The sequence below is a fragment of the Streptomyces sp. TLI_55 genome, from assembly GCF_900206255.1.
GTDB lineage: Bacteria > Actinomycetota > Actinomycetes > Streptomycetales > Streptomycetaceae > Streptomyces > Streptomyces aquilus.
Window position 1 is genome coordinate 4,916,447 of the sequence record NZ_OAOJ01000001.1, and the last position, 19,898, is coordinate 4,936,344.

A 19,898-nucleotide genomic window follows, 5' to 3' on the forward strand; every position below is an offset into this window, starting at 1 on the left:
CCTCAGCTGGTTGTCGGATGTCCGTGCACGATCCGCCGGGCGATCACCTCGGTGGACACCTCCTCCGCGAACGCCCGGGCTTTGATGAGGGCCAGGGCGTCGCCGACGGTGCAGCCTTCCCGGACGGAGAGCACTCCTGCCGCCTGGTGCACAAGGTCCCGGTGGTCGGTTCCGCCGTAGAGTTCCGGGTCGGCGTCCGGGCCCAGGAGCACGATCCGGGCAAGGGCTCCGGCGACCTCGCCGAGGACGCCGGAGCCCACGAGGCCGGGCTCCGGACCGAACACCGTCAGCGCCCCGATGCAGCCGCCTTCGGTGTCCAGGGGGACGGCGGCCACCGAGGCGATGCCCAGATGAGTCAGGGCGGGGCCGTAGGCGGGCCAGCGTTTTCTGATCACCGGCCCCGACGCGAGGATCAGGCAGTGGCCCGACACCGCGTCCCGGGCCGGCCCCTCGCCGAGCATGTACTCCAGGTCCTGGGCGGCGCGGGACCGCTCGTCCGACACGGCGACCGCGAGCTGGTCGCGGGCGGAGTCGACCAGGGTGAGCGCCGCGCTGCCCGTCCCGCACGCTTCCGCAACGCCGGTCATGAACCGGGGCGGGGTGCCCTGCGCCTCGGCCCACTCGGCGGTACGGCGGGCGAACGCCTCCTGGAGCCGTGCCGAGGAGCGATGGCACGCGGCCGACCGGCGGTGTGCCGCGGCGATGTGCGAGTGGAACTCGCGGCCCGTTTCCTCCGCCAGACGTTCATGACGCTCGGCGGACGCGTCGGCACGGTCTGCGCGTTCCCGCGCCCGGGCGGCGCGACCGCGTGCGACCGCGGCCAGGTCACGGGGGTCCTCACGCCCCTGCCGGTTCATGCTCGAAGCGTACGCGGCAGCGGGGTCAGCCGGAGTCGTTGTCGCGGCTTTCCTCCATCATCAGCACGACGCCTCCGTTGTGGCCGTCGAACGGCGAGCAGAACACGTCGCAGGTGAGGGGCCGGCCGATGCGGCTGAGGGCCTCGACGCCGACCGGCCCGGAGCGCTTGCGGGTTTCCAGGCACGTCCGCACCACGGGTTGAAGTACCTCGGTGGGCAGGCCGAAGTCCAGGTCGAAGAACCGCTTGTCGATCACCTCGTCCGCGCGCAGCCCCCACATGTCGACGGCGCCCCGGTTCCAGCTACGGACCTTCAGACTGCTGTCCAGTACCACCACACCCGCCGCGATGCTGGTCAGCACGGCTTCCAGGAACGCCTTGGCCTCGTCCAGTTCCTCACCGCGGATGCGCAGTTCGTCGTTCATGGTCTCCAGTTCCTCGTTGCCGGACTGGAGTTCTTCGTTGGTGGTCTCCAACTCCTCGTTCGTGGACTGGAGTTCCTCGTTGGTGGTCTCCAACTCCTCGATGCTGGACTGGAGTTCTTCGTTGGTGGTCTCCAGTTCCTCGTTGGTCGACTGGAGTTCTTCGTACGCCGTCTCCAGGTCCTCGCGCACCCGTTTGACCTCGGCCTGCAACTGGGTGGACACCGTGACGTCGGTGAAGGAGATCAGGGTGGCGACATGCAGGCCGGTGGGTGCGGAGAGCGGCTGGATGAGGATGTCGAAGTACTGGATCTCCTCGCCCGTCCGCCGCTCGGCTCTGGGCACCCTGAGGGTCCGGCGCTCGTGCGTGGACTGGTCGATCAGCGAGCGGAGCTCGACCGGCCGGTAGGAGATCTCCAGATCCTGGAAAGGGCGGCCGATGTCGGTGGCGGTCAGACCGAACTGCAACCGCGCCTGACTGTTGACCACCACGACGGTCCCGTCCCCGTCGACGGCGATCGACGGGGTGGGGCCGGCGTCGAGGGTGAGGTCACGTAGCTGCCGGGTACGGGCGACCGAGTGCAGTTCGACGCCCGGACCGGTTCTGATCTTCACGGGAGCCGGGTGGTAGGGCAGTTCCGCGTCGCCCGCGCGGCGCCGGAAGATCCGCTGCCGCATGCTCAGCACATCGAAGCGTTCGGCGTCGTTCAGCAGCATCTCGGCCTTGCCGAGGAAGAGGAAAGCGCCCTTGTGCAGGGCGAAGTGGAAGCGGTCGACGATCTTGGTCTGGGCTTCGACGTTGAAGTACATCAGAGTGTTGCGGCAGACGAGCAGGTCGAGCCGGGAGATCGGGGCGTCCTGGGTGATGTCGTGCCGGCCGAAGATCACCCGGCGGCGCAGGTCGGGACGGAAGCCGAACTGCGCGCCGTTCTGACCGCTCTGCTCGAAGTACTTGTCGCGCAGCTCGGCGGGGAGCGGTTCCAGGGACTTCGCCGGGTACAGTCCCGACCGCGCCTGGCGCAGGGCCTCCTCGTCGATGTCCGTGGCGTAGATCTTCACGCGGCGCAGGCACTCCTCGGTGCCGAGCGCTTCCGCGAACATGATGGCCAGCGAGTACGGCTCCTCGCCGGTGGAGCAGCCCGCGCTCCACACCCTGATCTCCTGCTCCGGCGCGAGATCCGCGATGAGCTCGGGGATGACTTCCCGCTGGAGGAGCGTCCAGGCGTCCGGGTCGCGGAAGAAGGACGTGACATTGATCAGGATCGTGTTGAAGAGAGCGCCGAATTCGTCAGCGCTGGTCTCCAGGAGGTCCTGGTAGTCCGCATAGGAACGCACGCCCATGTCGGTCATGCGTTTGTGGATGCGCCGGCCCAGGGTGGAGCGCTTGTACCCCGTGAAGTCGAAGCCGCGGGCGTCCCTGAGGAAGACGAGCAGTTCCTCCAGCGCCTCGTCGGTTTCGGCGTCCTGCGGTTCGCCCATCACTGTCCTCTGGCCTCGACGAGCCCCCGGATGACCGCGGGGATCTCCTCAAGGGGTAGCACGTAGTCGACGGCTCCCGTGTCCACCGCCGCCTGCGGCATTCCTTTGAACTCGGCCGTCAACGGGTCCTGGGCGAGTACGGTGCCGCCGCGCGACTTGACCGCGTCCAGCCCCATCGCGCCGTCTCTGCCGGTGCCGGTGAGCACGCAGGCGATCGCCCGCGGTCCGTAGGCGGCGGCGACCGATTCGAAGAGGAGGTCGGCGGAGGGACGTACGAAGTGGACGAGCTCGGTGCGGGACAGTGTCAGGACGCCGTCGGATCCGACGAGGAGGTGCCGGTCCGGAGGGGCGATGTACACCGTCCCGGGCAGCGCCCGCTCCCCGTCCTCGGCGAGCTTGACCATCAGGTCGGTGCGGCGGGAGAGGACCTCGGCGATCACGGTCCGATGCCGGGGATCGAGGTGCTGGACGACCAGCACCGGCACCGGCAGATCCGGGCCCAGGGCCCCCAACAGCGCGATCAGTCCCTGGACGCCGCCGGCGGACGATGCGACAGCGACGATGGCGTATTGGTCCTCGGGGGACGGGTCGGCCGTCACATGGCGAGCCTAGCGGAACCGGGGCCGTGTGGTGAGGGCGTGCGGCCTCGGGTGGGCGGGCGGCGAGACCGTACGCGTCAGCTCCCGGCCGGTAATGTCAAGCTCTTCCGCGGGGGACAACCCAAAGGAGTGGACTGTGTCCTGCGGGAACCGTCCTCGCATCGTGGGACCCGACCATGCAGGGCCGGCGAGCGGACAGGCAGCAGTAGGCACAGCACCCCGTGGAGGCTCGCGGAAGGCGCGATCGGGCCTGGACAAGAAACAAACCCCAGCTCATTGAGCTGAGGTTTGTCCCTGTTCGGGCCCTCACGGAAACGGAGCATGAGGGCCCTACGCTGCCGCGGCCGGCGCCCGGCCGTGGGGCCGCCGGAGTCCGGTCAGAACTCCAGCACCTCGCGGTCGAGCGGATACCGCGCACGGTGACGGCCCTCGTACGGCGAGGGCGTGATCGGCAGGACGCCGGTCGGCTCCAGGCCCAGGTTGTCGTCCCAGAGCCGGGGTTCGACCTGTCCGAGGACGCGGAACTGCCGGAAGGTGAACGGCGGGCTGTCGGTCGGGAAGAACTCGGCCGTGGTCATCACCTGGAAATGCAGGTGCGGCGTGGTCGAGTTGCCGCTGTTGCCGATCAGCCCGAGGACCTGGCCGCTTTCGACACGGTCGCCCTCGCGGACTTTGAGCGAGCCGGGCTTCAGGTGGGCGTAAAGCAGATAGCGGCCAGGCGCGACTCGCACGGTGACGTGGTTGCCGACCGTGTTCTCGATCGGCGGGATGGGCGGCGTGACGGGTGGTGTGTTGTCCGGGATCCCGTCCTGGACCTCCACCACTCTGCCGCCGGCCGAGGCCACGACCGGCTGCCGGTAGCTCAGATAGCTGGTGAGCCGTGCGGGGTCGCCTTCCCAGGTCTGCCCTTGCCTGCCGACCCGGTACCAGTCGATCGCGAAGCGCTGCGGCACGTAGAAGCGGCCGTTGATCGGGCCGAGGCCGCGCCGGTGGTGGGTGTTGCCGCAGCACGACTCGCTGGCGTACCAGGTGCCCGGGCGGACCGGCGAGCCCAGGTTCAACGGCGGGGTACCACCGGTCCGGGTGGCCTGCACCGTCTCCTCGAAGGCGGAGGGTCCGGAGGGGGCCAGGACGGCACCGGAGAGATGGTGTTCGAGGACCTTGGGCACCCGCTGACCGCGGTCGAGGGTCAGGTCGAGCCAGATGATCCACTTCTGGGAGCCCTGGATGACGGTCGGCGTCGGTGCCGGGGGTGCCGGGGTGTAGCCGTCCGCACCCGGCAGGGGGTCGCCCACCGGATTGGCGGCTTCGGCCAGTGCCTGCCCGCTCAGCGAGCCGACGACCCGGTGCGTGCGGGCGTCCTGGACGTCGACCCTGTCGAGCCGCAGCGGCAGGTTGCTGGGCAGTGAGCTCGTGGTGAGCAGTTCGTACGAGAGGTGCGTCTTGCCGTCCGTGGCGACGAACGGTGTCGGTTCGGTCATCACTGCCGCCGTCAACGGCGTGAACTGTGCGCCGGGCGCCGCGGTGGCCGCGCCGGCTCCGTATCCGGGTCCCGCTGAGGCCACCAGCATGCCGGCCGTGAGCACGGCAGCGGCGAGCCCGCGGAGTAGCGGGCTGCGGCCAGTGCGGTTGCGAGGGTCGCGCTCTGCCATTGCGCTCTTTCGTTCGTCGGATCCGGGGCCGTGAAGGACACCGGCACGCCCCGCGCCGAGACGCAGGCCCATGTAATCCGGCGGCGCGTCGCTCCGGTCGGAGGTGGCCGGACTCAGCGCCGAACTGCACCTGACCAGCCGCATCGACCACCGAGCCCTCGCCTCACGGGATGGTGGACAGCACAAAGGCCCGGAACGCTTGGTGGGCAGTTCGCACGGACCAGGCCCGGTTGACCTTCTCGGTTGCGTTCTCTGCGGAGCGGCCCGAGGCGTTCGGATGAATGCGCGCCGGGGGGCGGCGTGGCGCTGCGGGCGAAGGCCTGGAGGAACTTACCTGGAACGCATGTGCATCCGGAAGGGCCGAACTGCCCTGCTCAGCATCGCGATGGTCATCTCTGCCTGCGCGGCGGCCGCCCTGACCCCGGTTGCCCCTCCCGCAGCGGCCGTACCGGTTCCCAGGGAATCGGCCGCCGCGTCACAGCCCTGGGAAGCGACCGCGGCGAAACTGGACCGGGTGATCCAGCAGACGGCCACCGACGCCGGTGTCCCTGGAGTGATCGTGGGCGTCTGGAAGCCCGGACAGCCGCGCTACGTGCGGGCTTTCGGCGTCGCGGACACGAAAGACTGCGCCCCGATGCGCACTGACCTGAACATGCGGATCGGCAGCGAGACCAAGACCTTCACCGTCACCGCGCTGCTCCAACTCGTCGACCGCGGCAAGGTCGGCCTGGACGAACCGATCTCGGCGTACGTCGACGGAGTGCCCGACGGAGAGAACATCACGCTGCGTCAGCTCGCGAACATGCGCAGCGGCCTGTTCGCCTACACCAAGGACGAGGGCTTCCAGCATCTGCTGGCGACCCAGCCGCATCGCCAGTGGACGCCGAGTGAGCTGCTCCGCATCGCCTTCGAGCACCCCAACGAGTTCCCTCCCGGCACGCAGTTCGACTACTCCAACACCAACACCGTGCTGCTCGGCCTGGTCATCGAGAAGGTCACCCACCGCCCCCTGAGGAACGTGATCCGGGACCTGATCACGCGGCCGAGCGGCTTGGACCACACCTTCCTGCCCAAGGCGGCGGAGTTCCCGCAGCCGCACGCCCACGGCTACACCGATCAGACGCCGGACGGCACGGTGGCGGACGCCACGGACTTCAACCCCAGCTGGGGCTGGGCAGCCGGCGCGATGATCTCGAACCTCGACGACATGCGTTCCTGGGCGAAGAACGTCGCGACAGGCGGACTGCTGACCCCGCAGACCCAGGCGGAACGCCTCGACGCGCAGCCGACCGGCGCGCCGGGTGACGCCTACGGGCTGGGCATCGACATCAACCACGGGTGGATCGGCCACGCGGGCTCCCTGCCCGGCTACCAGAGCCTGACGGTCTACCTGCCCGCCCAGAAGGCGACGATGGTGATCCTGCTCAACACCGACATCCCCTCGAACGGCGAGAATCCCAGCACCCTGCTCGGCCGGGCCATCACCCAGGTGATCAGCCCCGCCAACGTCTACGGCGACGCATCCGACCAGACCTGACACCCGCCCGAGCACTGAGGCCCTGGGAGGAACCCCGGCCGACGCGTGGCCGGGGTTCCGCAAGGCGGTGGGTCGGTCAGCGTTGCAGGGTGAGCAGGGCCGGCCGGTACGGCAGCAACAGGTAGTCGGTGCCGTCCGATGCGGGGTTCCGGCCCTGGTAGAGGAGTTGCAGGTTGCACACCGCGCCGCCCTTCCCGAAGGGCGATCTCTCCTTCCTCGACGCCATCCCGGCGATCGGCACCAAGTTCGACCCGCCGGCCGCCCTCGGCCCCAGCGGCGCCCCCACCACGGCGACGGGCGACTACGCCCGCACCCTGTACTTCTCGTTCTCCGAATAGCCCGACCAATTGCCCGACCACCCACATCGGCAAGGGAGGCCCTCGGTGACGGCGGGGCCGCAGGCGGTTGTGCCCGCGGCCCCGCCGGGGTGGTGCGTCAGGACGGGTCGCCGTACTGGAGACCGCGTCCGTTGGTGCCGACGTACACCCGGCCGTAGGTGTCGGGGTCGCCGGTGATGACGCCGCTGCCGCTGATGTTGCCCCACTGGTGGGCGTCGTCGTTGACGCGGAGCCAGGTGGCGCCCTTGTCGGTGGAGCGGAAGACGCCGGTGACGTCCTTGACGGTGCCGATCATGTACAGGGCCTGGTAACTGGTGCCCGGCTTGGCCTTGCCGAAGCCGAGGGCGGAGGCGGACTTCACCGAGTTGAGCGTGGTGAAGCTGCGGCCGCCGTCGGTGGAGTGCAGCAGGCCCTTGTCACCGCCGGAGATCCACAGGTCCCCGGCGACACCGGGGACGGCGGTGAGCCGGCCGGAGGGCAGGCTGCCGGCCCGGGCGGTGAAGGTCGCCCCGCCGTCGGTGCTGGCGTAGAGCGTGCCGCCGGACAGGGAGTAGAAGGTGTTGGCCGAGGAGCGGTCGGCGACCACCACGGCGTCGTTGCCCAGACCGCCGACCCGCGACCAGCTCGCCCCCTTGTCGGTCGAGCGGTACGGGGCCTGCCCTGCCTCGGTCCACACGATGGTGGAACCGTCCGCCGCGAGCGCGATACGGCCGTCCTGGGCACTGGCCACCGGCTCCGCCTTGAAGCCGGTCCAGGTGCTGCCGCCGTCGGTGGAGTAGGCGCCGTCCTGCGCGCCGCCACGGCCGACGCGGACCATCATCGAGGGCTTGGCCTGGGCGAAGTCGATGTCGGTGCTGTTGGCCATCATCGGGTTGCTCAGCCGTCCGGAGGGCACCTTGGTCAGGTCGTCGTGCCGGAAGCCGCCCTGGTCGCCCATGGAGGTGATGACGGTGGCGCCGCCGGGCGGGGCGATCGCGTCCATCAACGCGGTCTCCTCCAGTCCTCGGGCGCCCGTGCTCCAGTGGCTGGTGCCGCCGCTGTCGGAGGCGTTGGCGTCGGTGCTGCGCAGGATGCCGTTGCCGGTGCCGTACAGCACATGCCCGGAGTCGAACGGGTCGATGGCCAGGGCGGTCATCCAGTGCCCGGTGTGGGTGCCGACGTACGGGGCGGCGGCGGCGCTGCGCTGCGACTTGTCGGCCAGGGCCTTCCAGGTGTTGCCGCCGTCGGTGCTCCGGTAGATCTCGTCCTCGGGATACCAGCGGTCGAGGGTGGTGACCATCACCGTCGACGGCTTGCGCGGGTCAACGGCCAGACCGGAGAACCCGTAACCGCCCTGGGACGGGGAGATGTTCTTCCACGCCCCGCTGCCCGGCGTGTACTTCCACACCGAACCGGCCGTCACACCGTTGGGCCCCAGCTTGTCGGTGTACGTCAGGTACAGCGAACCGTCACCGGAGACCACGCCGTGCTGCGGCAGCTGGCCGGTGGGCTGCCCGGAGACGGCCTGCCAGCTGGCGCCGCCGTCGGTGGAGCGGTACAGGGAGGTGGACTTGTCGCCGACACCGACGTAGACCGTCTTGCTGCCGGCCGGGCCGTACGTCACGAAGGCGATGCCGCCGCCGCTGCCCGCCCCGTCCTTGACGGGGAACGAGGAGACCTGGCTCCATGTCACGCCGTGGTCGGTGCTGCGCCACAGGCCGTTCTTGCGGGTGCCGAGGAGAAGGTCGGCGTTGTTCGCGGGGTCGATCACCAGCCGCTCGCCCGCCCCGCGGCCGTCCTCGTTGGCACCCAGCTTGAAGGGCAGGTCGGTGCGCTTGAAGGTGCGGCCCTGGTCGGTGGAGCGCAGGATCGCGCCGTTGCCCGCCCAGTCGTTGGTGTAGGTGCCCGCGGAGAGGTAGAGCCGGTTGGGGTCGACGGGGTCGGTGGCCACCGAGTCGATGCCCAGCAGGTTCCAGTCCTTCTCACTGACCCAGTCGGTCAGCGGGATCCACTGCTCGGCCGCGGCGTCCCAGCGGTAGGCGCCACCCATGTCGGTACGGGCGTACAGCAGCCCCTTCTCCTTCTGGTTGAACACCAGCCCGGTGACGTAACCGCCGCCCACGACCTGGGCGTTCTTCCACCGGTACGGTCCGGAAGCGGCCGTGGTCTGCTCCCCACCGGTCCCGGTCCCGGTCCCGGTCCCGCTGCCGGTCGCCGGGGCCTCGGCCATCTTCACCAGCTTCCACTGCTGGTTGGTGCTGCCGTGGCCGGGATACTGGATGACGGCCGCGCCCTGGGCCGTGGAGCCTCCGGAGACGTCCAGGACCTGGCCGCTCCTGCGAGAGGTGAGGGTGACGGCGTCGGAACCGCTCACCTGGTCGATCCGCCACTCCTGCGAGGTGGCCGAACTGTCGGTCTGCTGCTCGGCGGCGGCCGCCTTGGCGGTCGAATTGCCCGCTATGCCAAGCACCTTGCCGCTGTTGCGGTTCACCAGCTCGTAGTAGCCGTCGCCGGTGGCCTTCAGCTTCCACTGCTGGTTGGCGGTGCTCTGGTCGGTGTATTGCTGGACACGGGTGCCGTCGGCGGTGGAGAAGGAACTGACGTCCAGCACCTTCCCGCTGCGCACGGAGACCAGCCGGTAGTAGGCGCCGGCGTCGACCGTCGCGGCCTGCGAGTCCTCCTGCACGAACAGCAGATACGGCACGACGACGGCGGGCGCGCCGACCAGCAGGGCGGTGGCGGTCCAGCGACGGCGGTGGCGCCCGCGGCGCCCGCGGCGCCCGCCGTTCGTGGGGTTGTCCATAAGGGGGTGTTCTCCTTGTGTGCTGTCACCTGAGGAAAGCCGGATCACGGCCGCCGGGACCGGCCGGATCCGCTCTCTTGTGGTCACAGACTCCTCATGGGGTTGCCTTGATCCGCGATCTTTTTTCGAGTCGAGTGCCGCTTCGCGGGCCTTCCATGACCGCGCCAGCCACACGCCCCTCCTCGGACAGCGGGCACGCGCCGGCATCCGCGCTGACGCGCGGCTCGGCACCAGCGGTTTCCGGGTTCTCGTAGTCGTGGAGGAAGCCGGCGTCCCAGGCGGTGCGCTGGTTGCCGTAGGCGGGGATGACTCCGGCGTCGCCGACTCCGCGAACTCCGTCGGGAGGGGACGCACGAGGTGACCCTCGGGAGCCGGGCTTCCCCGGTGACTGAGTTACGGGCGTGTGGCTGCTCGGTCGGTGAACGGACAGGAATTGGTCAACACCTTTCCATCCCCTCTTGGCCGGGGCTGACACACGCCTGTTCACTGCGCCGTATGCGACACAGGAAACCCATGAGATCCCTGATCCGCCCGAGACGGACGGCCACCGTGCTGACCGGCGCGCTTGCCGCACTCGGCCTGTCCCTGGGAACAGCCGCCGCGGACACGGTGCCGGCGGAGTTCGGGACCGACTACCACGACCCGGTGACCGCCGCCCCGGCCATCTCGACGCCGCACACCAAGTCGTGTTCGGTCACGATCGCCCAGGCGCAGTTCAAGGACTTCACCCCCTACACCGGCACTTACGCGCCGCCCACCGGCTGCGGCACCGCCGGCCGCTGGTCCAAGGTCGTGCTGCGGATGGACGGGAGCGTGAAGGGACGGCAATACGACCGGCTCGGCTATCTGGACATCGGAGGCGTACAGGTCTTCCGTACATCGACGCCCGAGCCCTCGCAGGACGGGATCAACTGGTCCGTCGAGAAGGACGTGACCGAGTACGAGAAGACGCTGAGCAGCGCACAGTCGGTCGACATGCTCATAGGCAACGTTGTCAACGACACCTACACCGGCGTGCTCGACGTCAAGGTGACCCTCACCTTCTACGCCCCCGAGCCCGGCCGTACACCCTCCGCCCCCGACCGGGTCATCCCCCTCAGCGACGGCGACAGCGTGACGACCGGCGCCTCGCTGACCACTCCACGCAACTCCACGCGGATTCTCGCCGAGGTGTACGCCACCGGCTCGGGCGGCGGCTGTGAGGAGTTCTGGTACTCGGTGGTCACGCCGTCCGCGTCGTACTCCTGCGAGGGCGGGGACGACGGTCCGTACCGCGAGGTGCGGGTGAGCATCGACGGGAAGGTCGCCGGAATCGCCTCGCCGTATCCGAACGTGTGGACCGGCGGCTGGTCGCCCTATCTGTGGTCGGTGATCCCCGCTCCACACGCCTTCGACGTACGGCCGCTGGAGTTCGACCTGACTCCGTTCGCCGGCCTGCTCAACGACGGCAGAGCGCACAAGGTCGACGTGTCGGTGGTCGGGGTGCCGAGCGGCCAGACGGGGTGGAGCGCGCCGACGAACATCCTGGTGTGGCAGGACGCACACAAGTCGGTGGTGACGGGGGCCGTGACGTCGTACAAGAAGGCGGATCCAGCGGTGAGCAACACCTACACCGACGGTTCGCTGCGCCACCTGGTGACCGCCGGCAAGGACCGGTTGAAGGTCACCGGCTACCTGGACACCTCCCACGGCCGGGTCACGACGACGGTCGAGCGAGCCGTCACGAGCGCGATCGACCACCAGTGGACGCCGGACGAGAACACCGACGACCAGACCGGCACGTGGACCGACGACCAGACCGTGACCACCAACGGGCACGTCTCCCGCACCGACCGCACCTACACGCTCGACGGCCGCGCCACCATCGACAGCGCCAACCGCCTGCGCGTGATCATGTCCGTCGCCGACCGGGCGCACCTCGGCGCCACCCGCATCGACGACACCTACCAGGGAGACGCCACCTTCACCCTCGGCGTCGCCCGCGAGGACCGGCACGCGGTGGCCACGACCAGCGAGCGCTACCGGCTCCGGGCTCCCGGCGCGTGCTACGACCACACGCTCGCGACGGAGCAAGGGGTGCTGACGAAGGACGTGCGCGGCTGCTGACCCCGGACTCGGCCCTTGGCACACAGCCGCTCCACCGCTGCCGCGAGGCGGCGGAGCCTTGTCGACGAGATCGGACGGCCGCTCCCCTTCAAGGGGGCGGCCGACGAGACGGTGTCGTGTTCGCCTGGCCACCGCCCGCTGCCGGACGTGCCACAACTCGTCATCAACTCCTCAGCGTCGAGGAGCAGTTCGGCCAAGCCAGTGCTTGCCGTTCCTCTGGCCCAGCGGGAGACGCCGGCCATGGCGAGGGTGACGGGGTGCTTGCACGGACGCCCCGGCCCATCGGCCTGGACAACAAAGAACCCCCGGGCCACTGGCCTGGGGGTTCATCATGGAGCGGGTGACGAGAATCGAACTCGCGCTCTCAGCTTGGGAAGCGATGGCGCTTGCGCGCCGAACAGTGTGCTGACCTGCGCTGACGCGGAACCAGGTTTCCGCGGCGGGGCCGGGAACGCACACTTGGTGACCGTTGTTGTCCGCTCTGAAGGGCACGGATGGGGCACGCGGGTGAAGCGAGGCCGGTGCGGGCGCCATCAGTGGGGCGGCGAGTGGCGTTCCGGCGAAGGCGAGTTGAGCGGTGGCTTGGTGCTTTGCTTGGGCGATGTCTCAGACGGACAGTCGATCAAGATCGGCCACCGTTCCAGCGCCGTTCACGGGTCAGCTCGTAGGCGGTTGACAGGATCCCGTCCGATCACTTCGATCGGGCGGGATCTCTGGGTTTCGCCGGAAGGGCGGCAGGCATCCCTGGCGGGTGGCGCCCGTAATCCGCTGTTCAGCGCCTCCTCAGCGAGCAAGAATCGTCCGCATGTCTGCGATCCCCGGTGCCACGACCGCCTTCCACGACCTAGCCGCGTTCCTCGCCCAGCCTCGCGTCAACTCCCTTGCGCTGTCCGCCGACGGTGGCCGTCTCGTCGCCGCCGTGCAGACGCTGTCGGAGGACCGGACCAGGTTCGTGTCCGGGCTGTGGGAGCTCGATCCGGCCGGGGAGCGCGAGCCGCTGCGCCTGACCCGGTCGGGGAAGGGCGAGTCCGGGCCTGCGTTCGGCCCGGACGGGGTGCTGTACTTCCTGTCGGCACGCGAGGACGACAGTGCGGAGGACAAGCACGAGGGTGCCGCGCTGTGGGCCCTGCCCGAGCGTGGTGAGGCCGCCGTCGTGGCCCGGCACCCGGGCGGGATCACCGCGTTCACCGTCGCCCGGGACTCCGGCGCGCTGGCCCACACCGCCGGGCTGCTGCCCGGGGCCGCCGACGCCGACGCGCACGGCAAGCTGCGCACGGCACGCAAGGACGCCAAGGTCACCGCGATCCTGTACGAGGCCGGGCCGACCCGGGCCTGGGACCGCGATCTCGGCCCCGAGGAACAGCACACCTTCGTGCGCGCGGGGGCCGAGGGCGCTGTGGTCGACGCCGGCGGGCAGGGCGTCGGACTGGAGAACCCCGGGGACGTGGCGCTGTCGCCCGACGGGACGCGAGTGGCCTACACCCGGTTCGTACCCGGCCGGGTGCCCGCCGAGAACCGCACCGCCGTGGTGGTGGCAGACGCGGCCACCGGCGAGGAGGTCTTCGTCCTGGGCGATGTGGAGCACCTCTACGAGGGGCCGGTGTTCACGCACGACGGCTCGGCGGTCGTGTGCTCGCGGATGACGTGGCCGACGTACGACGAGCCGATGGACATGACGCTCGTCCGGGTCGGCGCGGACGGCGGCGAGGCCGTCGATCTGCTGCCCGGGTTCGACAACTGGCCTGTCGCCGCCGTCTGTTCGCCGGTCGACGACGCCCTCTTCTTCGTGGCCGATGTGGAGGGGCACGCGCCCGTCTTCCGGCGGGACGCGGACGGGACCGTGACCCGGCTCACCGCCTCGGGCGCGTACGGCTCGCTCTGCGTTGCCCCCGACGGGCGGACGCTGTACGCGCTGCGCAACGCGATCGACTCGCCGCCGCGGCCGGTCAGGTTCGAGGCCGGCGTCGCCGACCAGACGCCGGTCGAGCTGCCCGCCCCCGGTGCGTTCGACGTGCTGCCGGGCACTCTCACCGAGGTGCACGCCGACGCGGCGGACGGGTACCGGCTGCGCGGCTGGCTCGTGCTGCCCGAGGGCGCGTCGGCCGAGAACCCCGCGCCGCTGCTCGTCGCCGTGCACGGCGGGCCGCAGGGCAGCTGGAACGGCTGGACCTGGCGGTGGAACCCGTGGCCGTTCGCGGCCCGCGGCTACGCGGTGCTGCTGCCCGACCCGGCCCTGTCGACCGGCTACGGTCAGCAGGGCCACCGGCGCGGCTGGGGGCAGTGGGGCGGGGTCCCGTACACGGACGTGATGGCGCTGACCGACGCAACCGAGGCCCGTGACGACATCGATGCCGCGCGGACCGCGCTCGGGGGCGGCTCCTACGGCGGCTACATGGCCAACCGGGTTGCCACGAGCACCGATCGGTTCAAGGCGATCGTGAGCCACGCGGGCCTGTGGGACCTGCGGTCCTTCCAGGGCGACACCGACGCGCCCTGGTACTTCCAGTGCATCTTCGGTGACCCGTTGACCCGGCCCGAGCGCTACGAGGCGCACTCCCCGTACCTGCACGCCGCCAAGATCCGTACGCCGATGCTGGTCATCCACGGCGCGAAGGACTACCGCGTGCCGGTCGGCCAGGGCGCCGCACTCTTCCAGGATCTGCAGCGGTTCGAGGTGCCTGCGAAGTACCTGTACTTCCCGGACGAGAACCACTGGATCCTCTCCCCGGGCCACATCCAGGTCTGGTACGAGGCGTTCCTGAACTTCCTCGACCACCACGTCCTCGGTGCCGAGTGGCAGCGACCCGGACTGCTGTGACCACGGGCGGGCGTCGGCCTACGACGAGGCGGGATCCCTGCTTTCGGCAGCCGCTGTTCTGGGTGCAGTCACTACCTGCCGACTTGGCACGCGAAGGGCACGTGGCACTCGACTTGGACTAGACAACAGTCCAGGGCCCAGGTCTCTGACCTGGGCCCTAGTCATGGAGCGGGTGACGAGAATCGAACTCGCGCTCTCAGCTTGGGAAGCTGCGATCATTTGAGGGTGGTTTGGGTGCTGACCTGGGCGAACGCCTGCTGAGCGCTCCCGGCGAGCCAGGCCGCCTTCACCGTGGTTCCCCGCTGTTCCCCGCTCGATCTGGTGCGCTTGTGGTGCGGTCGCTCTCGGCCTGGGGCTCTACGAACCGGAGCGTCTGCCCGTACCTCAAAGGTGTTGCTTGGCTGCTCTGACCAGTCGGCTGATGTCGTCACGGGTCCGCACCCTGGCATCGTCGAGTGCTGTTCTGCTGTCTGTCTTGGACAGCGTCGTCACGTCTGCGAGCACGTCCTCCGCAGCCTGGCTCAGGGTCTCGTCGTCGGTGAGCATCTGCGCCCGGAACAGGGCCTCTTGGGCGTTGGAGCGCAAGTCGTAGGCGCGGATCCGCACCGTGTCGGGGTTCTCCGGTGGTGGCTGTTCGTGCTCGCAGAACCAGAGGTGAACCAGGCAGCGGCGGTAGTTGACCAATGCGCCGGCGTAGGCGGAGAAGGCATCGAGTCGTTCCTGTCGCAGCTTCTCCTGGCGGGTGAACTGGTGGCTCCTGTCGGCGGTGCGTTGCTGGAACGCCAGGGTGATCCCCGAACCAAGCAGCGTTCCCAGGACGGCTATGCCGCTGGCGATGATGGTCTCCACATCCCAAGCTGATCACGCATCGTCGTCCTCCGCGGGCCGTAGCCCAACTCCGATGCCAACACGCTTTCCAACTGTGGTGGTGGGGTGTTGGGCTTGGTTCGAGGGCGTTCACCTGCGTTCATGGGCGGCCGGCTGTCGACGCGGGGACGACTGAGGGTCTCGCCTGAACAGCCGTGAACAGGGTTGAACGAGACGGAAACTGAGACGGCCGTCTGTGGTCCTAGAGCTGACCTCGCCACCATGGCACGTCCAGGCTGTCAGCCGGGATGACCTTGGCCCTTGCCAGAATCTTCCCGTCGAGGGCCCACACCAGAGCGCGCAACTCACGCGCGCTCTTCCTAGGCAATGCGTGAAGCACGGCTTCGAGGTGCTCGCGGAAGCCGGCGCCGTAACACCCGCACTCAGGGATGCCGCAATCGGGACCTGTGAGTGGGTCTACAAGCTGACTGAGGGGGCCATGGGCATAGGCCTGCCAGTGCCAGAACGCTTCTTCTGTGGCTTCGGGCCAGAAGCGGGTCCGCTCTAGCCGACGCAGGTCGGCTGTGCAAGATCCTGAAAGGCGATCAATGAACGGGTACCGTCGCCGCCTCCAGGGCCGGATAGGGAGGTCGCCCCGCAGGGCTGACGGGCGCCTACGCGGCATTGCCCCTTCGGTTGTCGGTCATGGGGGCAAGCTACAGAACCACGCGTCAGGTGGCCACTGCTATCCGATGGTCGAAGCCCTGAGCTTGGGAAGCTGAGGTGATCTGCGGAGGGTTGCTCGCCTGACCTGGACGTGAGCTCCGTCGGAGTTGGACTGCTTGCCGAGTTGATGCCCGGTGTTCCCCGTGGTTCCCCGCACTATCTGGCACGGGTCTGGCATGCCTAAATTCCTACGGACGGCGGAGCCGAAGTGGCTAGCATCCTCCACGTCGAGGAGTAGCTATGGCATTGGGGCGTACGAGCGCGCGGCGCATCGTCCTCGACGGCACGGCGCACCGCTGGCGACTACGACGCCGATCAACCTACTTCCAGGGACTGTTCTGCACGCCGTGCACGTTCGCGGCCGAGCATGAGGGCACTTCAGGACAACACTCGTGGTCATCACCAACCAGCCGCTCACGAGCAACTGGATCGAACGCGAGGCCAAGCCAGTCCTGCCACCCGACGTTGCCCAAGCCATCAAACGCGCTTGCGCGAGGGCTGGACGTCGACAGCTCCGAGGCTCCTCCTTCCAACTCGACCTGTCTGATGGCTTCACTCCCTCGCTCTGGGCAGAGCAGAGAGGGTGAACACCGCTTTAGGAGTGCAATCCAGGGCGTTTAAGGAAAACTCCGGCCAACGGGGCCGGTCCTGCGGGGGTCCACTGCTGACTGTGCTACTGGTCGCTGCCGTTGATGTCAGCCGCGGATGTTGGAGAGTCCTGCTACCAACCCCCACCGAACAGCGGTTGCAGGGTCGCAGCAACTCCTGAAGTCACTGCGAGGATGCCACCCAGGCTGGCAAGGGTGGTGGTTGCGTTCTGGAACAGCTCTTGTCGCAGCCGCGCCCACCGGGCACTCCAGAAGAGCATCTTGAGCTTCTGCCACTTGTGCTGGCGTAGGTGACAGCCCATGAGAGCTCCATGGCTGTTGTTGCGGCACGAGCCACCGCGCCCCTCCGCTCCGCACCACACGGGTACGTTGAAGAAGAAGTAGAAGGCGCTGATCGCGGACAGGACCAGGAGCACGACTGGTCCCAAGTCGAAGGTCAACCAGCCGGCAATCAGTACCGCGAAGACGATCCAACCCCAGTACTTCCCGAATCCCTTCATACAAGGCCATGGTTCAGTGAGGCTTGGGGTAGCGGAGTGGCGCGGCCGGGGCGCACAGGAGCACGTCGGGGCTGGCTCATGTGCCTGCGACCGGGTCCTCAATTCGCGAGGCGTGGGTCGTCCCAGAATGGATGCCGCGCCGACCTGCGACTGATGAGCGACAGCCGCAGCAGGTCGAGAGAGCTCCATCCGATCTAGCACGCTGCGGCGGCTTGAGCATCCCATCGCGGAGGCGGCAGGGTAGGGCTAGCTCGGGCTGCCGCAGCAAGGGGTAACACCCTGTCACGCTGGTCACTCCTGTAGGTGACGGAATTCGTCCTTCCGGGTATGAGTCGAGATTCAGAGATTAGTTTTCGGCCGTCTTGTATGCCTAGGCCCCTCGTTTGGTCCATCCTGTGTTGGTGATCTGCACCACATGGGTAAGCTAGCCGGAGGGGGGAGATCTCATGGCAGAGCAACTGCGATTCGAACGTCCGCCTGTGCACAGCGTGATGCTCTCACTGCTGTTCGATACGTTGCCAAAATTGCAGACGTTGGACCTGGCCCAGTTGCGTGTGGATTGGCGGGAGGACTACCCGATTCTTCGGGAGTCCACACCTTTGCCCGCCTGGCAAGCATCAGAACAAGACGCCGTAGAGTTTGTTAAGTCCGGCTTGTCTTGGCCCATGGCGCTTTGTTCGCTCACCACCGAGGCCGGTGACAGGGAAGTCAGGTTTCAGCAGGATCGGTTTGTTTTAAGGTGGTATCTGTGTGATGGTGAGAATCCCTATCCAGGATATCTAAACCTTAAAGCAGAACTGCTTGCGAAATTCGATCAATTCTCGAAGCTTGCGCAATCCGTCTCGGGCGTACTTCCCGAGGTAAAGCGGGCCGATGTCACCTACACGAACAGGCTCCCCGGCATTTCTGCCCATCAAGCTATGGCGGGTGTGCTTACCGGATGGCAATCTGAATCCGCATTCCCCTTCCGTGTTCCGGATTACTGCGGTTTTAGGGTGCATTACGATGAGTCGGAACTGGATCCGCGAGTCGCTGTACTGATCGGCGTTGACTCCGCGGTAACAGAGCCTACCGATGGTGAATTCGCCGAAGGGTCTTCTCTGATCATCGATGCTGAATCGCAAGTTGAAGCGGAAGATGACTTCGCGGATCGCATGGATAAGGCGCATGACGTGGTGGCTGGCGCCTTCCGGGAAGTCACCAGCGAAGGAATGAGAAGTCAATGGGGGGAGATTAGGTGATAGCACATCGGCCGCGAGGGTTAAAGGCGTTCCCGTCCGCCCATGCTCGCGAAATTCGGGATGCTGGCGTGTGGCTGATTCGGCGCAACGAGGTAAGGCGTGAAGCTTCCCGCGGCTTGGAGCGGCGAACGAAGCTTGAGCTTCAGTCGTACGTGAGTGGGAAACTGCACGAGCTCAGGACGCTACCGTCTAACTGGGACGACGCCGGCGGGGGGCCAGCGCTGCAGTCCGTCACCCACGTGGCCTATCGGACGCTCGATAGGATTTCTGATCATCGCACCGTCTTCCCATTTATCACCCCGGGTGAGGATGACTCAATCATCTTCGAGTGGCGAGCTGGCCGCGAGAGGTTGGAGCTTGAGTTCATCCCCGATGAGGTCCCCTTCGTTCGATATGCGGACCCTTCTGGCGTGACTCAGGTGAGCGGCGTTCTTGGCGAAGAGGGGGTCGGCGTCGAGGTCGTTCGGCGATGCCTCTCGTCCCTTTCGCTTCGCGTCTGGGTAGCAAACCCGGCCTGGAAAAGACTGTTTACCTGAAGGCCGATAGGGCGTGAGAGGGGGGGCTCTTTGGTCTCGAGCGAAAGTGAAATTCCAGATGAAGAGATCATATATAGGAGGATTCCGGATAAGCCGGATTTTCTAGCTCCTGATCTCCTCACAGGGAAGAAAAGTCCTACTCATACGGCGTTCCGCTGGGACCGGGACGGCATCTCTGTGCATCGACACTCCTTGCTTGAAGAGCATGGACTCGGCCCGCATTCCATGATCAAGAAGGAAGGTCAAGTGGTATACGGCCTTCCCGTTCAGGTGGTGCGGTTATGTAAAGCGAAGGTGCTGGATTCTCCGGATTTCGATGATCCGCCCATCGGGGTTGCGCACGCTTTGATTCAATGCGAAGTTCCCCGACCTGAGAATCCGCGACGCAGAGAGATATCGGAATCGTTGGCAGAGGCCGCTACGCGGTGCTATCCGCCTGAGTGATGAGGTCGGTGGAGCGGCTTTGGGCTGGAGCTGCTTTGGCGCGAGTGATCATGGCCCCGTAAGCTTCCGGCGCGTCGGGCAGTCTGTGGACCTGCCCGGTAAAGCACGACGTTGGGGCCATGATCTTCGAGGCTCGCGCCAAAGTGGTTGCCTAAAGCCGTGGAGCCGACCGCCCCAGCCCGACGCACCCTTCTCTGACTTCAAGCGGCTGATCGCTGCAGAGCGCGGCACGGGCGTCGGCTGGGCTGGAGCGGGGCGGAGACAGGAGCGCAGGCCCGGCCGGGGGCCGGGCCGCGCGCGGTGAGCGGAGCGAGCCGCCTTGAACCAGTAGAGAAAGTTGTAACTCAGTCGGGCGTGTGGGGCTTGAAGTCGTGTGCGCAGGCTGGGAGTTCGGCGCCCTGGCGGTGGGCGAGTGGTAGGAAGATCGCTGGTCGGATCGTCCATGTG

12 protein-coding genes are annotated in these 19,898 nt (G+C 67.8%); 5 read left to right on the forward strand and 7 right to left on the reverse strand.

The features are described 5' to 3' along the window. Window positions 1–2: 2 nt before the first annotated feature. From CRP56_RS22580 to CRP56_RS22595, 4 genes are all read right to left on the reverse strand, one after another. Window positions 3–857: an ANTAR domain-containing protein gene (locus tag CRP56_RS22580; RefSeq protein ID WP_097266724.1), complete on the reverse strand. Its 855-nt coding sequence runs from the start codon at window positions 855–857 to the stop codon at window positions 3–5. Between the two features lie 25 nt (window positions 858–882). Then, entirely contained in the window at window positions 883–2,757 is a 1,875-nt protein-coding gene (locus tag CRP56_RS22585) for a CheR family methyltransferase (RefSeq protein WP_097266727.1), read from the reverse strand. After that, window positions 2,757–3,356, reverse strand: coding sequence for a chemotaxis protein CheB (locus tag CRP56_RS22590; protein ID WP_097266729.1), 600 nt, complete (start codon window positions 3,354–3,356; stop codon window positions 2,757–2,759). The genes CRP56_RS22585 and CRP56_RS22590 overlap by 1 nt, the downstream gene beginning before the upstream one ends. A gap of 377 nt (window positions 3,357–3,733) precedes the next feature. Further along, on the reverse strand, window positions 3,734–5,008 hold the full coding sequence (locus CRP56_RS22595) for a M23 family metallopeptidase (protein WP_097266731.1): 1,275 nt from the start codon (window positions 5,006–5,008) through the stop codon (window positions 3,734–3,736). A gap of 343 nt (window positions 5,009–5,351) precedes the next feature. On the opposite strand from CRP56_RS22595, the gene CRP56_RS22600 reads away from it, so the two are divergent. Next, entirely contained in the window at window positions 5,352–6,545 is a 1,194-nt protein-coding gene (locus CRP56_RS22600; protein ID WP_179851093.1) for a serine hydrolase domain-containing protein, read from the forward strand. 173 nt (window positions 6,546–6,718) lie between these two features. Beyond that, the gene (locus CRP56_RS47660; protein ID WP_179850902.1) at window positions 6,719–6,883 is read left to right on the forward strand and encodes a hypothetical protein; all 165 of its coding nucleotides are present in this window, start codon (window positions 6,719–6,721) and stop codon (window positions 6,881–6,883) included. A gap of 97 nt (window positions 6,884–6,980) precedes the next feature. Here the strand turns inward: CRP56_RS47660 and CRP56_RS22605 are convergent, their stop codons facing one another. Continuing rightward, window positions 6,981–9,665, reverse strand: a complete 2,685-nt coding sequence (locus tag CRP56_RS22605) for an RICIN domain-containing protein (protein ID WP_097266733.1) — start codon at window positions 9,663–9,665, stop codon at window positions 6,981–6,983. 495 nt (window positions 9,666–10,160) lie between these two features. Here CRP56_RS22605 and CRP56_RS22615 point away from each other — a divergent pair, with 495 nt between their 5' ends. After that, a complete protein-coding gene (locus tag CRP56_RS22615; RefSeq protein ID WP_373559666.1) occupies window positions 10,161–11,771 on the forward strand; it encodes a peptide-N4-asparagine amidase in 1,611 nt (536 codons plus the stop codon). Window positions 11,772–12,576: 805 nt separating this feature from the next. After that, a complete protein-coding gene (locus CRP56_RS22620) occupies window positions 12,577–14,589 on the forward strand; it encodes a S9 family peptidase (RefSeq protein WP_097266737.1) in 2,013 nt (670 codons plus the stop codon). 384 nt (window positions 14,590–14,973) lie between these two features. Here CRP56_RS22620 and CRP56_RS22625 read toward each other — a convergent pair whose 3' ends face one another. Together CRP56_RS22625 and CRP56_RS22635 are read right to left on the reverse strand one after the other, a co-directional pair. Continuing rightward, window positions 14,974–15,438 (reverse strand): hypothetical protein, encoded by a 465-nt coding sequence (locus CRP56_RS22625; protein WP_097266739.1) that lies wholly within the window; start codon window positions 15,436–15,438, stop codon window positions 14,974–14,976. Between the two features lie 1,405 nt (window positions 15,439–16,843). After that, the gene (locus CRP56_RS22635) at window positions 16,844–17,230 is read right to left on the reverse strand and encodes a hypothetical protein (protein ID WP_097266741.1); all 387 of its coding nucleotides are present in this window, start codon (window positions 17,228–17,230) and stop codon (window positions 16,844–16,846) included. A gap of 446 nt (window positions 17,231–17,676) precedes the next feature. Here CRP56_RS22635 and CRP56_RS22640 point away from each other — a divergent pair, with 446 nt between their 5' ends. After that, window positions 17,677–18,471, forward strand: coding sequence for a TIGR04255 family protein (locus CRP56_RS22640; protein ID WP_097266743.1), 795 nt, complete (start codon window positions 17,677–17,679; stop codon window positions 18,469–18,471). Window positions 18,472–19,898 lie beyond the last annotated feature (1,427 nt).

Excerpts from the sequence above, each read along its gene's own strand:
- CRP56_RS22580 (WP_097266724.1), bottom strand. The coding sequence starts at position 857 with ATGAACCGGCAGGGGCGTGAGGACCCCCGTGACCTGGCCGCGGTCGCA.
- CRP56_RS22585 (WP_097266727.1), bottom strand. The coding sequence starts at position 2,757 with ATGGGCGAACCGCAGGACGCCGAAACCGACGAGGCGCTGGAGGAACTG.
- CRP56_RS22595 (WP_097266731.1), bottom strand. The coding sequence starts at position 5,008 with ATGGCAGAGCGCGACCCTCGCAACCGCACTGGCCGCAGCCCGCTACTC.
- CRP56_RS22600 (WP_179851093.1), top strand. The coding sequence starts at position 5,352 with ATGTGCATCCGGAAGGGCCGAACTGCCCTGCTCAGCATCGCGATGGTC.
- CRP56_RS22605 (WP_097266733.1), bottom strand. The coding sequence starts at position 9,665 with ATGGACAACCCCACGAACGGCGGGCGCCGCGGGCGCCGCGGGCGCCAC.
- CRP56_RS22615 (WP_373559666.1), top strand. The coding sequence starts at position 10,161 with ATGCGACACAGGAAACCCATGAGATCCCTGATCCGCCCGAGACGGACG.
- CRP56_RS22620 (WP_097266737.1), top strand. The coding sequence starts at position 12,577 with ATGTCTGCGATCCCCGGTGCCACGACCGCCTTCCACGACCTAGCCGCG.
- CRP56_RS22635 (WP_097266741.1), bottom strand. The coding sequence starts at position 17,230 with ATGAAGGGATTCGGGAAGTACTGGGGTTGGATCGTCTTCGCGGTACTG.
- CRP56_RS22640 (WP_097266743.1), top strand. The coding sequence starts at position 17,677 with ATGGCAGAGCAACTGCGATTCGAACGTCCGCCTGTGCACAGCGTGATG.